Origin of the sequence: Echinicola marina, assembly GCF_020463795.1 — a bacterium.
GTDB lineage: Bacteria > Bacteroidota > Bacteroidia > Cytophagales > Cyclobacteriaceae > Echinicola > Echinicola marina.
The window spans coordinates 936631-951599 of record NZ_CP080025.1; the positions used below are offsets into that span (position 1 = coordinate 936631).

General features: G+C 41.0%; 10 protein-coding genes and 1 tRNA gene. 7 read left to right on the plus strand and 4 right to left on the minus strand.

Translation table 11 applies throughout. From position 1 onward, the window contains the following. Positions 1-43: 43 nt before the first annotated feature. On the minus strand, positions 44-670 hold the full coding sequence (locus tag KZP23_RS03940) for a class I SAM-dependent methyltransferase (RefSeq protein WP_226334828.1): 627 nt from the start codon (positions 668-670) through the stop codon (positions 44-46). A 158-nt stretch (positions 671-828) separates the two neighbouring features. Then, a complete protein-coding gene (locus KZP23_RS03945; protein ID WP_226334829.1) occupies positions 829-1677 on the minus strand; it encodes a hypothetical protein in 849 nt (282 codons plus the stop codon). A 92-nt stretch (positions 1678-1769) separates the two neighbouring features. Here KZP23_RS03945 and KZP23_RS03950 point away from each other — a divergent pair, with 92 nt between their 5' ends. Continuing rightward, positions 1770-2402: a GDSL-type esterase/lipase family protein gene (locus KZP23_RS03950; RefSeq protein WP_226334830.1), complete on the plus strand. Its 633-nt coding sequence runs from the start codon at positions 1770-1772 to the stop codon at positions 2400-2402. Positions 2403-2455: 53 nt separating this feature from the next. On the opposite strand, the gene gcvP is transcribed toward KZP23_RS03950, so the two are convergent. After that, on the minus strand, positions 2456-5356 hold the full coding sequence (gene gcvP / locus KZP23_RS03955; protein ID WP_226334831.1) for an aminomethyl-transferring glycine dehydrogenase: 2901 nt from the start codon (positions 5354-5356) through the stop codon (positions 2456-2458). A gap of 199 nt (positions 5357-5555) precedes the next feature. Here gcvP and KZP23_RS03960 point away from each other — a divergent pair, with 199 nt between their 5' ends. Beyond that, the gene (locus KZP23_RS03960; protein ID WP_226334832.1) at positions 5556-7055 is read left to right on the plus strand and encodes a M28 family peptidase; all 1500 of its coding nucleotides are present in this window, start codon (positions 5556-5558) and stop codon (positions 7053-7055) included. Between the two features lie 133 nt (positions 7056-7188). On the opposite strand, the gene KZP23_RS03965 is transcribed toward KZP23_RS03960, so the two are convergent. Further along, entirely contained in the window at positions 7189-8553 is a 1365-nt protein-coding gene (locus KZP23_RS03965; protein WP_226334833.1) for a DEAD/DEAH box helicase, read from the minus strand. Between the two features lie 71 nt (positions 8554-8624). Between KZP23_RS03965 and KZP23_RS03970 the strand changes: the two genes are divergently transcribed. From KZP23_RS03970 to KZP23_RS03990, 5 genes are all read left to right on the plus strand, one after another. Beyond that, the gene (locus tag KZP23_RS03970) at positions 8625-9968 is read left to right on the plus strand and encodes a dihydroorotase (RefSeq protein WP_226334834.1); all 1344 of its coding nucleotides are present in this window, start codon (positions 8625-8627) and stop codon (positions 9966-9968) included. Positions 9969-10053: 85 nt separating this feature from the next. Continuing rightward, positions 10054-10129, plus strand: a tRNA-His gene (locus tag KZP23_RS03975). A 363-nt stretch (positions 10130-10492) separates the two neighbouring features. After that, positions 10493-12409 (plus strand): amylo-alpha-1,6-glucosidase, encoded by a 1917-nt coding sequence (locus KZP23_RS03980; protein ID WP_226334835.1) that lies wholly within the window; start codon positions 10493-10495, stop codon positions 12407-12409. A gap of 11 nt (positions 12410-12420) precedes the next feature. Beyond that, positions 12421-13710, plus strand: coding sequence for a glycosyltransferase family 4 protein (locus tag KZP23_RS03985; RefSeq protein ID WP_226334836.1), 1290 nt, complete (start codon positions 12421-12423; stop codon positions 13708-13710). After that, positions 13707-14918, plus strand: a complete 1212-nt coding sequence (locus tag KZP23_RS03990) for a glycoside hydrolase family 57 protein (protein WP_226334837.1) — start codon at positions 13707-13709, stop codon at positions 14916-14918. The genes KZP23_RS03985 and KZP23_RS03990 overlap by 4 nt, the downstream gene beginning before the upstream one ends. Positions 14919-14969 lie beyond the last annotated feature (51 nt).

A 14969-nucleotide genomic window follows, 5' to 3' on the forward strand; every position in this document is an offset into this window, starting at 1 on the left:
TTGAATATTTCATTTATCTCAAAAACTTAAAAGTTAAAACAAGTTAATTCTTTAGTTTACAAAGCCATGCCTGAATCCAATCACCTTTAAAACCCCTTTTACTACTGACTTCCCATCCATATTTATTAAAATAGATAAAATAATCAGGAAGGTCTTTTCTAGGGTTTTTAGTCAGCAACCTAAAAAATAAAATCATCAAATACTGCATAATCTTTCTCTTAGGATGATCAATAAAGTCTGTAAAAATCCAATTGGTTTCATGGTCACTTCGTAGATCAATTTCCTTGAATAAAACCTCAATTTCACTGTCCGGCAACAAATCCAATAAAAACTGTGTGAGAATTACATCAAATCGATGCTTCGGCAATTCACGAAAATCATTTTGCTTCAAAAAAACCACCCTATCTCTAAAAATCTGCGGAACATTATTTGCTGCTTTACTGATCATATTCTGTGAAGCATCCACAAAGAAAACCTTCCCATTACTGCCAAGTTTAGATAAGATTTCTGACAGGTTGGTACCCGTTCCCCCACCTATATAAAGTACCTTATCACCAGCTGAAACTTGATCCAAAAAAGCCTGTTTACTTTCTATATAATCCCTACCAAGGACCAAAGCAGCCAAGCGATCGTAAAAAAACACTACCCTATCGTAAAGGTTAATATCCATTCAACAAATATACCTTTCATAATTACCGATAGCCATGTTTTTTTGATCAAACTGTAAATCAATTTTGGGGTTTATATGGTCAATAAATAGAGCATATCAAAGCTAAAGCATCCTGAGTTTCCCAACTTTTCCGCCTAATCCTGCATAAATAAGCACAATCAACCAATGAACAATAATATCAAAGGAAGCATATAAGCTGCATCAACTTTCCTTCTCACCGATTCTTTACCTTTATGGTACTGCAAAAAGGCCAATGCATGAATTAAGAACATAATTAAAAGGATAACTATATAGATATAGTAATGAGAGCTTAGAAAGAAAAATAAACTCAAATTATATAAAAGTCCAATCCATACAATCGCATTCAAAAGCTTATAAGTGGCCTTGACCCCAAAAGCATTTACAATGGACCCCATTTGATCTCTCTGATCGCTATTCTTATCCATAAAGGCCAATAAAATGAGATTAAACCAAGCCATCAAAAAATAACCAAAAGCAAAAAACCAAAAGTAATTGGGCAATCCATCATTTACAAACCTGATCAAAGGTGCCAGGGTAATTCCTGCCGTATAAAAAGCCGCCGTAGAAAGCTCTTTAAGAAAAGCCATCTTTGTCCCAAAGAATTTGATCACCAGTATATTCCCTATGATCATACTACCCAAAAGCAATCCAAAAGAGATTAGTCTTGAAAAATTAATATAGTTAAAAGCCAGGTACAAGCCGATAATGACTACCAGTATCAACCAAATAATTAACTTGTTATAATGAACCTGATGAAAAAGGTGCCTCGCAGAACTGGCTTTGCCTTCTATGTTTTTAGCATCCATTAAATGATCAAAGGTATAAATTCCCCAAACTGCCAAACCCATCAAGACATATACTATGGGAGTGAAGTCCAAATCCAGCATATGTTGAAAAAAGAAAAGACCTGCACAGGCACCAACTACCACATCCAGGGATAACCACTGAAAATAACTATAATATTTCTTTATTCTAAGTATAGACACAAGAGTAAATATACAACCCCAAGCGTTTAATCGGAATCATATGTTATATTTAACACTTTCAAATTTACAGTAACTATAAATAACCCTTAAGCATGAAGAAATTTCTTTTTACCATCCTATGCCTTTTAAGCTTTAACGCACTCTCAGTGGGGCAAAATCAAATAAAAGTAGCCTGTGTAGGAAACAGTATCACCCAAGGTCCCGGCAGAGAACACCCTGACAGCTGGCCACTTTTAATGCAAGACATATTGGGAAAAGATTATCTAGTAAAAAACTTTGGAGTAAGTGGTAGAACCTTATTAAAAAAGGGGGATTACCCATATTGGAATGAACCGCAGTTTCAAGAAGTACAGGACTTCAACGCGAACATCATAGTGATCAAACTAGGCACCAATGATTCAAAGCCGCAAAACTGGAGGTACAAAGAGGAATTTGTCGATGATTATATCGCTATGATCAATACTTTCAAATCCAGCATGGAAGAAGATGGAGCTATTTATGTTTGCATGCCTGTCCCCGTTTTCAAAGACAATTTTGGCATCAACGCCATAGCCATGAAAGAAATGGAACCCATGCTTAGGAAAATCATTAAAACTACCGGGGTAAAAAAGATCAACTTATATAAGCCGCTCAAAAAACATGGTGATCTTTTCCCTGACGGGATCCACCCAAACAAAACAGGCAACCAAATCATGGCTGAATCAGTGGCAAAAAAAATCAAGTAAAACAAAAAGCTCCGGTTTTCACCGGAGCTTTTTGTTTATAAATATCTAAGCATTTAAGATACCACCTCTTCTTGTTCATATTCCTCAGTAGGAATACAGCTACATACTAAGTTTCTGTCTCCATAAGCTGAATCTATCCTTCTTACAGTAGGCCAGAACTTACTGTTTCTCACATATTCCAAAGGATAAACTGCCTGCTCTCTTGAATAAGGGAATTCCCATGTTTCACTCATCACCATATTGGCTGTATGAGGAGCATTTTTCAAAAGGTTATTCACTTTATCCATCTTTCCCTCTTCGATGGCCCTGATTTCCTCACGGATACTGATCAAAGCATCACAGAACCTATCCAGCTCTGCTTTGGTTTCAGACTCAGTTGGCTCGATCATCAAAGTTCCAGCCACTGGGAAAGAAACTGTTGGTGAATGGAAACCATAATCGATCAATCGCTTGGCAATATCTTCCACTTCAACATCCACCGCTTTGAATTCCCTGAAATCAACGATCATTTCGTGCGCTGCACGCCCTTGGGAACCCGTATATAAAATAGGGAAATACTCACTCAATCGGGCCTTAATATAATTCGCATTTAGGATGGCTGTCTGTGTAGCATGCTTTAACCCATCTCTTCCCATCATAGCAATATAGGCGTAAGAGATCGGCAAAATACTGGCACTTCCAAAAGGAGCCGCAGAAATTGCCGTGATCGCCTGCTGGCCACCTGTCTTCACGATTGGGTTACTTGGCAAGAATGGCTCCAAATGTTTGGCCACACAGATTGGGCCCATACCTGGTCCTCCTCCTCCATGAGGAATACAGAAGGTTTTGTGTAAGTTAAGGTGACAAACATCCGCTCCAATATTCCCTGGACTGGTCAAGCCTACCTGTGCATTCATATTGGCTCCATCCATATATACCTGACCTCCATTATCATGGATAATTTGGCACATTTCACGGATAGCCTCCTCAAATACCCCATGAGTCGATGGATAAGTCACCAAGAAAGAAGATAAATTATCTTTATGCTTATCAGCTTTTGCCTTAAGATCCTCTATATCAATATTTCCCAGCTCATCGCACTTCACGATAACCACTTTCATGCCGGCCATAACCGCAGAAGCAGGATTGGTACCGTGTGCAGAAGAAGGAATCAAAGCAATATTTCTATGGCTTTCCCCCCTGCTTTCATGATAAGCTCTGATTACCATCAACCCTGCAAATTCACCTTGCGCACCAGAATTAGGTTGCAGTGAAGTCTCTGCAAACCCGGTAATTTCTGTCAACCAGTTCCTCAGATCTTGGAACAACTCATAATATCCCGCTGCTTGATCTTGAGGGGCAAATGGGTGTAATTGACCAAATTCTGGCCAAGTAACCGGAATCATTTCCGCTGTCGCATTCAGCTTCATAGTACATGAACCGAGCGAGATCATTGAGTGAACCAAAGAAAGATCCCTATTTTCCAATCGCTTGATATATCTCAACATTTCATGCTCAGAATGGAAAGCATTGAAAATCATATGATCCATATAACTTGAAGTTCTTTCCAGTCCTTCAGCAACTTCAAAAGCCAGGTCTTCCGCCAAAGGCCCCAAGTCCACCTCTTCCGCACTCATATGCGTCGTTCTGGCAAACACTTCAATGATGCTTTCCACATCTTCCAAGGTCTTAGCTTCATCGAAAGCCAAGAAAACATAACCTGGCTCATAACGGAAGTTCATCTCGTGGGACAATGCAAAAGCAGTGATTTTTGACTGCTGAACATCATCCACTTTTATCTTGAGCGTATCGAAATAATCCTTGTTTTCTTGCACGAATCCAAGTTTTTCCAAGCCTTTAGCAGTAAGCTTGGCTAAGCCGTGAATCTTAGCTGCAATATCTTTCAAACCCTTAGGCCCATGATACACTCCATACATACCCGCCATTACTGCCAATAAAACTTGTGCAGTACAGATATTTGAAGTCGCTCTTTCTCTTTTAATATGTTGTTCTCTGGTCTGAAGCGCCATCCTGTAGGCCTTATTGCCATCCTTATCCAAAGATATACCAATAATTCTTCCTGGAACCTGTCTTTTGTAAACCTCTTTCGTGGCAAAATAAGCGGCATGCGGCCCTCCAAATCCCATTGGCACACCAAAACGCTGGGTAGTTCCTACTACCACATCTGCTCCCATTTCACCAGGAGGTGTCAAAAGGGTCAATGACAACAAATCTGCGGCAAAGGCAGTAGAAACTTTATTTTCAATTGCACTTTGAACCAAAGACTTATAGTCAATTACTTCGCCATCCGCATTAGGGTATTGGAGCATAACGCCATACAGCGCTGGATCTGTTAAATCAAGTTCACTCAAAGGCCCTTGTACTAACTCAACTCCAACAGGAAGGGCACGGGTTTTAAGAATTTCCCTGGTTTGTAAGAACACTTTTTCATCCACAAAAAATTTGGACGCCTTTTTCTTTTCTCTGGGCCTGGCAGCAAAAAGCATGTTCATTGCCTCTGCAGCTGCAGTTCCTTCGTCCAAAAGCGAAGCATTTGCCAACTCCATACCGGTAAGGTCCATCACCATGGTCTGGAAGTTAACCAATGCCTCCAAACGTCCTTGGGCAATTTCCGCTTGGTAAGGAGTATAGGCAGTATACCATCCTGGGTTCTCTAATACATTTCTTAGGATTACTCCCGGCACAATGGTATCATAATACCCCAAACCTATAAATGATTTGTAGATTTTATTTTTTGAAGCCAATTTCCTGAAATCCTTTAAAAAGGCCGCTTCAGACTTGGCTGTTGGTAAATTCAATGGTTTCTCCAGCTGAATCGCTTTGGGGATAGTTTGGTCAATCAGCTCATCAATGGACGAAACACCTATTTTGCCTAGCATTTCGGTAACCTCCTGAGAAGAAGGTCCATTATGGCGATTTTCAAACTTTACAGAGGGGTTCAAATCAATTTTCATAATCCAGATTCGCGTATTATACTCGGGTAATATTCCTTATTTTATACTGATCTGCAAAGGTATAAATTATTGATTGATAATGATTTTCTTTTTCAAGTTTTCTCCCATAAACAAGCTTATATTAAGCAACAGTTTTACACTTTTACAAAATATTGCCTAGTTTAGGGGGCAAATTTCAGTGATAACTCAAATATAGAGAATGAAGAGGAACTATTTCGTGGCCAGCGCTTTGGGAGTTTTGCTTTCCCTGCAGGTCAGTGCACAACAAACATCTATGGTGGAAAAATACGCCTCCACTATCAAGGACTCCGATTTGAAGGAGTATTTGACTTATTTGGCATCTGATGAACTAGAAGGACGTGAGACCGGCAAAAAAGGTCAAAAACTTGCCGCAGAGTTTCTTGCAAAATTTTATCAGGAAAATGGACTGGAAGGCCCCGTTGACGGAAGTTACTTTCAGAAATTCAACCTAGTATCGGTCAAGTGGAAAGAGGTGGAACTAAGGATAGGTAAACAAAACCTAGTCAATAACGAGGATTTCGTATTTATCGGTGATGGGAATATGAAAAAAAGATCCAAAACCGATTTGGTTTACTTAGGTCTTGCGAGCGACGAAAACTTGGCCAAAGTAGATGTTAAAGACAAACTAGTTGGTCTTTGGTCTATCGGTCAGCGTGCTGGAGACCAAATCAACAAGATCATGGATGCGGGTGCTGCTGGTGTGGTAGTGGTGACCATGGAAGGACAAGCCAACTTTGACCGAATAGCCAATAGATACAAGAGCCTGAGCAATAGCGGAAGGATAGGTTTTGACAAACCAACCGATCAAAAACCAGTATTTATGGTCAGTTCTGAAAAAATGGCCAGCCTTTTTGGCAAGTCCATAGAAGAATTGAAAGAAGCCGCTAAAAGCAATCCTGCATCAATTGAAAGTCAAAAAGCTAGGTACAAGGTAGAAAAAGCCAAAGAGATCGTAGACACTGAAAACGTAATGGCTTTCTTGGAAGGAACCGATAAGAAAGAGGAAATCTTGGTTGTTTCATCCCACTATGACCACGTAGGCATTAACAGCAAAGGTGAAATCAATAACGGTGCTGATGATGACGGATCTGGTACTGTTTCCGTAATGGAAATTGCACAGGCTTTTGCTACCGCAGCAAAAGAAGGCCACAAGCCAAGGAGATCTGTACTTTTTTTGAACGTTACTGGTGAAGAAAAAGGATTATTAGGTTCTGAATACTATACAGACAATCCTGTTTTCCCATTGGAAAACACAGTCAACAACTTGAACATCGATATGGTAGGTAGGATCGGTTACGAATACCAAGATGCCGAAAACCAAGATTATGTCTATGTGATCGGGTCGGAAATGCTATCCTCACATCTAAAAAAAATCCTTGAATACAATAATATCACGCATACTAACCTGATCTTGGATTATAAGTATGACGCTCCAGATGATCCGAATAGGTTCTACTACCGTTCTGACCATTATAACTTCGCCAAACATAATATTCCAGTCGCGTTCTTTTTCAACGGTGTACATGATGACTACCACCAGCCTTCTGACACTGTGGACAAGATCGAATTCAAGCTGATGGAAAAAAGAGCAAAATTGATTTTCTATACTGCTTGGGATTTGGCCAACAGGGAAAACAGAACTCCTGTAGATGGCAGCAATGACCGTGGAGAAAGATAAATAAAAGCTGAAGGCTAAATGCCTAAGGTCAAAAAGCAAAAGCCGCTGGATTTAGAATCCAGCGGCTTTTGCTCTTAATATTAAATGTGAATAACTTCTCTATGTACTCACATCTAGCTACTTGATACTTATTTTATCTTTTACCCTTGCTTTTCTTTTTCATCTGATTCCTATTCTTCTTGGCCTTGCTGTTTTTATTGCCACGAACCTTTTTCTTCTCGGGATTATAGTGCGGGTTTTTATTTCCTCTTGGCTTTTTCTCATGGAAGGCCCCTTTGAAGTCCGGGTTCTCCTTTTTCATTTGGCTGTCAATCTCCCTAGCGTAGGCCTGCTTCTCTGCAAAAGGCGTTTCGGTAATTTTCACCTCAGAAGGAATTTCAGACACCGGAACCTCCATCCGGATGATTTCTTCAATCTTATCAAAATGATATTCTTCTGCTGGATTGACAAAGGTAAAGGCTTCTCCTTCCTGCTCGGCCCTTCCTGTACGACCTACCCTATGCACATAATCTTCATAAATCAGCGGCACATCAAAATTCACCACATGGCTTACCATACTGATATCCAAACCTCGAGAAGCCACATCTGTGGCCACCAAAATTCTTACATCACCAGACTTGAAGTCCTCCACAGAGTTGATTCTGGTGTTCTGACCTTTATTGGCATGGATCACCCTGATTTCACCATGCTTCTTCCTTTCCAAATACTGATAAACTGCCTCCGCATTTTTCCTAGACTTGGTAAACACAATCACCCTTTTGATCTCTTCATTTTGTAACAAATGGTCCAAAAGATTGATCTTGGTTTTTAGGTTAGGCACCAGATATTTGGTCTGAGCAACTGTGTCTGCAGTAGTAGCTTGAAGAGCAATTTCAATTCTTTCAGGAAACTCAAGAAACTCTTCGGAAATCTTTTCCACCCGATCTGAAAAAGTAGCCGAGAAAAGCAGATTTTGGCGCTTCACAGGAATCACCTCCAAAATCGCCCTAATCTGAGGCATAAAACCCATATCCATCATCTTATCCGCCTCATCCAGTACCATGGTCTTGATCTCTCTGACAAAGATTTTTCCTTTGCTATAGATATCCATAAACCTTCCCGGAGTAGCCACCACAATATCCACACCTTCCTCGATCTTCTCTATCTGGGCTGTCGGACCAATACCGCCATATAGACAGACATACCTTAAATCTGTGTATTTCCCCAATTCGATAATGGCCTGTTCTATCTGCATGACCAGCTCTCTGGTTGGCGCTAAAATCAAAGCACGGGGATGCATCCCTTGGGCATATTTTACCTTCATCAAGATAGGCAAAACATAGGCCGCAGTCTTACCCGTTCCCGTTTGGGCTATTCCCAATATATCCTGTCCAGCCAAAGCCAGCGGAATGGCCTTTTCCTGAATGGGCGTTGGCTTGGTATAGCCAGCCTCCCTTACAGCTTCCAAAAGCTGTTTGTTTATTTTAAAATTCTCAAAAGACTGCGGGCTATCAGACATGATTTATTAATTTTAGCTTCAAATTATATTTAGGGAAATAAATACCCCGATTCACTCCAATCAAAACAGTAATGACGAAGAGTATTTTAATCACAGATGCAAATATAGTAAATGAAGGTAAGATTACCCGTGGAGATGTCTTCATCAAAGATGGATTGATATATTCCGTAGGGGGAGACCTAAAGGAATTTGAAGCGGACATCACTATAGATGCCGAAGGAAAATACTTATTACCTGGCTTGATTGATGACCAAGTTCACTTTAGAGAACCAGGACTCACCCATAAGGCTGAAATCTACACTGAAGCCAAAGCGGCAGTCGCAGGAGGCATCACTTCTTTTATGGAAATGCCCAACACGGTACCCCAATCTACCACTTTGGAGCTCCTCGAGGAAAAATATAAAATCGCTTCAGAAAAATCACTGGCCAATTACTCCTTTTACCTCGGTGCCACCAATGATAATTTGGATGAAATATTGAAAGCCGATCCAGAAGAAATATGCGGTATCAAAGTATTCCAAGGTTCTTCCACTGGAAATATGCTAGTAGATAACCAAGAAACCCTTGAAAACATTTTCGAAAAATGTAAAATGCTCATTGCCACCCACAGTGAGAATGATGATATCATCAAGGCCAATATGGACAAATACCTTGAAGAGTATGGAGAGGATATTCCCGTCAAATACCATCCTAAGATCCGTTCCGCAGAAGCCTGCTATGATGCTTCCAAACGCGTTGTAGACTTAGCCAGGAAACATGGCACCAAACTACATATTCTCCATATCAGTACGGCCAAAGAAGTTTCGCTTTTTGATAATACCATTCCCTTAAAGGAAAAAAGAATCACTGCAGAAGCATGTGTGCACCACCTTTGGTTTACAGAAGCTGATTATGATGAAAAAGGCACCTTAATCAAATGGAATCCAGCAGTAAAAACTGTCGAGGACCGCGATGAGATTTTAAAGGGAGTATTGGATGATCGAATTGATGTCATAGCTACTGACCACGCCCCTCATACTTTGGAAGAAAAAGACAATGTATATACCAAAGCCCCATCGGGAGGTCCATTGGTACAACATAACTTAGTAGCACTTCTAGAAATGTATCATCAAGGAAAAATCAGCTTGGAACAGATTGTACAGAAAACCAGCCATAATGTAGCCATCCTTTTCGAAATAGAAAAAAGAGGCTATATCAGACCAGGCTATTTTGCCGATTTGGTATTGGTAGATCTTAACGATCCATGGGAGGTCAAAAAAGACAATATTCTTTCCAAATGTGGCTGGGCACCCTTTGAGGGCCATACTTTCAAATCAAAAGTCTCACACACAATTGTTTCCGGACACTTAGCGTACGAAAACGGGACATTTCATGAAGAGAAAACAGGGAAAAGGCTGAAATTTTCCAGAAAATAATTTTCCCAGCCTATTGTTTTGCAAAAAACCGTGTATTACCTTTGCAATCCAATCAGGGAGAAGACCTGATTAAAAGATATAAAACGGTGGTTGTAGCTCAGCTGGTTAGAGCGCTGGTTTGTGGCACCAGAGGTCGTCGGTTCGAACCCGATCTTCCACCCAAAACCCCTCAAAAATGAGGGGTTTTTAATTTTAAGCTAAAATGAAGAAACTATTATGGCATATTATTTGTCTTTCGTTTTAGTATAATCAAAATTTGATCCCAATGTTTACATTATTCAAACCATCGCCTACCTTTCCAAAGGTAAAACCGGTAGATCTGAAAAACATCCAGATGTATATGGCAAAATTTGAAGAGTCTCTGAAAAATTTTGAAGAGATACAAAAGGAGCATATTAACTCAATGATAAGATAAAGGTAAAAAGGTCATTAAATAATGACCTTTATTTTTTGCCCAAACTTTTTACTTTTAACACTATTGGAGTATTTTAGAGGGGTCCACTAAAACCACTAAACAATACTCCATGAGCTACATCCATTTCGACAAAACGGAATTAATCAACCTTAATTATTCCTTAGAAAAAGAGACCATCAGGTCCAATCGTTCAGGCTGCTATACTAGCACAACAATCATCGGATGTAACACAAGGAAGTATCACGGATTATTGGTTGCCCCCCAGCCACAAATCGACAGCCAGCTCCATGTACTACTATCGACCATCCATGAAACCGTCATCCAACATGGTGCTAGTTTCAACCTGGGCATCAGCAAGTACCCGGGCATTTACTCCCCTAGGGGGCACAAATACCTAGAAGACTATAGCTCAGAGCCTATCCCCAAACTTACTTACCGAGTAGGCGGTGTTGTTTTGCAAAAGGAAATCATCTTGGATACCACCGTGGACAGAATGATGATCAAGTACACATTGTTGGACGCCCACTCTCCCACCACTTTGCGACTTAGCCCTTTCTTGGCTTTTAGAGGTTATCATTCCCTCTCCAAAGCCAACACCTATGTCAACAAAAAATACCTAAAAGTAGACAGTGGGGTACAATTCAAACTTTATGAAGCATACTCTCCACTTTCCCTGCAAATTTCAAAGGAAAATGAATTTGTCCCTGCACCGGACTGGTATTATGATATAGAGTATATCCGGGAAAAAGAAAGAGGCTATGAGTTTAAAGAAGACTTATACCTCCCTGGTTTTTTTGAATTCAATATCAAAAAAGGAGAAGCTGTTATATTCTCAGCTGGACTAGAGGAAGCCGACCCCACATTATTGGAGGAAGCTTTCGACAGAGAACTCAAACGACGAACCCCTAGGGACAATTTTGAAAACTGCCTAAAAAACTCAGCTGGCCAATTCATTTCCCGCAGAGGTGGCGAGACGAGAGTTATAGCTGGCTACCCTTGGTTTGGGTGGTGGGGCCGCGATACTTTTATCGCACTACCCGGGCTCACCCTAACTCAAGGAGATTCCGGAACTTTCCTCGAGGTCATGAAGACCATGTCCAAGGATGTAAAGGGCGCACTTTTCCCCAATGTCGGCAGCGGTGTCACCACTAATATGAACACACTCGACGCACCTCTTTGGTATTTCTGGGCCTGGCAGCAGTATGAACAATATACCGGCGATCGTGAAACCATCACAAAAAACTACCTTACTGTACTGAAAGGTATTATAGAAGGACTAATCCAAGGCACGGAATTCAACATTAAGGTCCAAGACAATGGACTGCTACATGGCGGGCAAAAGGGAATAGCCCTGACCTGGATGGACGCAGTCACCTCAGACGGACCTGTCACCCCAAGAATAGGCTGCCCTGTAGAGATCAACAGCCTCTGGTACAATGCCCTTTGTTATTATCATGAACTAACCGGAGACAAGGAGATTGAAAACCTGGCCCAAAAAGTAAAGGAATCATTTTTAGATGAATTCTGGTTAGAGGATAAAGGCTACCTCGCTGACGTAATCAATAACGGCACAAAAGATTGGTCAATAAGACCAAACATGGTCTTTGCCACTTCACTTCCTTTCAGTCCCTTGAAGGACACACAAAAAGCTGAAGTACTGGAAGTCATCAAACTCAATCTTTTGACCACACGTGGACTACGGACATTAGCCCCCAATGACCCATCCTATAAGGGATATTACCAGGGAAACCAGTACCAAAGAGACAATGCTTATCACCAAGGTACTGTATGGCCATGGCTATTGGGACACTTTGTAGAAGGATACCTGAAAATCCACCGCAAAGCTGGAAAAAACATGATCGAAAAACTAATCAAGGGTTTTGATGACACCATGTCCCAATACGGTGTAGGCACCATTGCCGAAATATACGATGGCGACCCACCACATCGACCAAAGGGAGCCATATCGCAGGCCTGGAGTGTAGGAGAACTACTGCGTATAATGTATTTAATTAAACAATACTAAAATTATTTTTTATGAAAGTATTAATGTTTGGATGGGAATTTCCACCACATATATCGGGTGGACTCGGCACAGCCTGCTATGGATTACTGAAAGGGATGTCCAAATTTAATCATGAGATTATTTTTGTCGTACCCAAATTATGGGGAGACGAAGATCCACTTGCTGATTTTGTAAGCGCCAGCGATGTCGAAATAGATTATCGTGAAAAACGATTTAAAGAAATATGGAAAAACCTGACCTACCTAGAAGTCAGTTCCTTCCTGATACCCTATTTAGGACTGGAAGAATATGCCAGGTTCACAGATAAATCCCTACACGATGGGACTGATGTAGATGAAAGTATTTTTTCCAATAAATTTACCTTTAGCGGAAAATACGGCAAAGACTTGATCATGGAGGTTTCCCGCTATGCCCTTACAGCAGCGCAGATAGCCAAAAACAAAGAACACGATATCATTCACGCCCACGATTGGCTCTCGTTCCCTGCCGGTATAGCAGCCAAGGAAATCAGCGGCAAACCATTGGTAGTCCATGTACATGCCACTGAATTTGATCGGTCAGGAGAAAATGTCAACGAAAGGGTTTATGAAATAGAAAAATCAGGGATGGAAGCTGCTGACAAAATCATCGCAGTCAGCCACCTGACTAAAAGAACCATCGTCACCAAATATGGCATTCCTGAAAGCAAGGTGGAAGTCATCCACAATGCCGTATTGGATGTCAGCATCATTAAAAGCAATGCCCGGAAAAAAGTCCCAGAAAAAATCGTCACCTTCTTGGGCAGAATCACCTTCCAAAAAGGTCCCGAATACTTCATTGAAGCAGCCAATAAAGTGCTTAAAAAGGATGATAATGTCAGATTTGTCATGGCAGGCTCTGGAGACCTGCTCAATCGAATGATCGACAGGGTGGCCGAACTACGGATTGGCACCAAGTTCCATTTCACAGGATTCCTAAAAGGCAAAGAGGTGGACCAAATGTTTGCCATCAGTGATGTCTATGTCATGCCATCCGTATCTGAACCATTTGGAATTTCACCTTTAGAAGCAGTCCGGCACAACACCCCCGTTATCATTTCAAAACAATCGGGCGTTGCAGAAGTATTGACCAATGCCATTAAGATCGACTTCTGGGACATTGATGCGATGGCAGATGCCATATTCGCTTTATTGCATTACCAAGGGATCTCCAATATGTTCCGCAGCTGTGGTACAGAAGAGCTCAAAAAAATGAAATGGGAACACGTTGCTGAAAAAATCTTCGCCCTTTATGATCAAACCTTAACCGTAACCAATCCATGAGAACCATTTGCTTTTACTTTCAGGTACACCAACCGTACAGATTAAAACCCTATCGCTTTTTTGACATCGGCGAAGACCATTACTACTGGGATGATTTTGCCAACAGAAGCATCATGCGCAAGGTGGCAGAAAAATGCTACCTCCCCATGAACCAGCTTTTATTAGAGCTCATCCATAAGTATGATGGAAAATTCAAAGTGAGTTTTTCCCTCTCTGGTGTATTTATGGACCAGATGGAAGAATATGCTCCTGAAGTGCTTGAAAGTTTCCAGAAACTCGTGGCCACTGGTCATGCCGAGCTGCTTAACGAGACTTATGCCCACGCCTTGGCGGCTTTAAAAAGCAAAGAGGAATTTCACGATATGGTCCGTAAACAACAGGACAAAATAAAAAAGCTCTTTAATGGTTACACGCCAAAAGTCTTCAGAAATACAGAGTTAATTTACTCCGACACCATTGGTGAAATGGTTGCCGAATTGGGCTATGAAGCCATCCTTACCGAAGGAGCCAAGCACATCCTTGGCTGGAAAAGCCCTAACTATGTCTATTGCAATGCCATTGAGCCCAAATTAAAAGTACTACTTAAGAACTTCCGCTTGAGTGACGATATTGCTTTCCGATTTGGAGAAAAAGCCTGGGCAGATTGGCCATTGACAACTGACAAGTTTGTCAATTGGATCAACCAAATACCGCAAGAGGAAGAGGTAATCAACCTCTTTATGGATTATGAAACTTTTGGGGAACATCAATGGGCAGAAAGCGGCATTTTTGAATTTATGCGTCATTTGCCAGAAGCGGTACTTTCTCAATCCAACTTCACTTTTTCTACTCCTTCAGAGGTGGTAAAAGAGGCCCCTCCAGTTGGAAAAATCCATGTACCCGTACCAATTTCTTGGGCAGATGAAGAGCGAGACCTCACAGCTTGGCTTGGAAATGATCTGCAAGATGAAGCATTTGACAGGCTTTACGAACTGGAACATATGGTAAAAAAATCTAAGGATCCTGAAATACAAAAGGACTGGAAATACCTTCAAACCAGTGACCATTTCTATTATATGTGTACCAAATTCTTCTCTGACGGAGATATACACGCTTATTTCAGTCCTTACGAAAGTCCTTATGAGGCATTTATTAACTACATGAATGTATTGAGCGATTTTATGCTGAGACTGAAAAAAGAACAGGAAGCACCTATTACAGAAGAATAACAAATCCCCAAAACTAACCTAGATTACCAACTCCCCAAGCCAATTACTTGG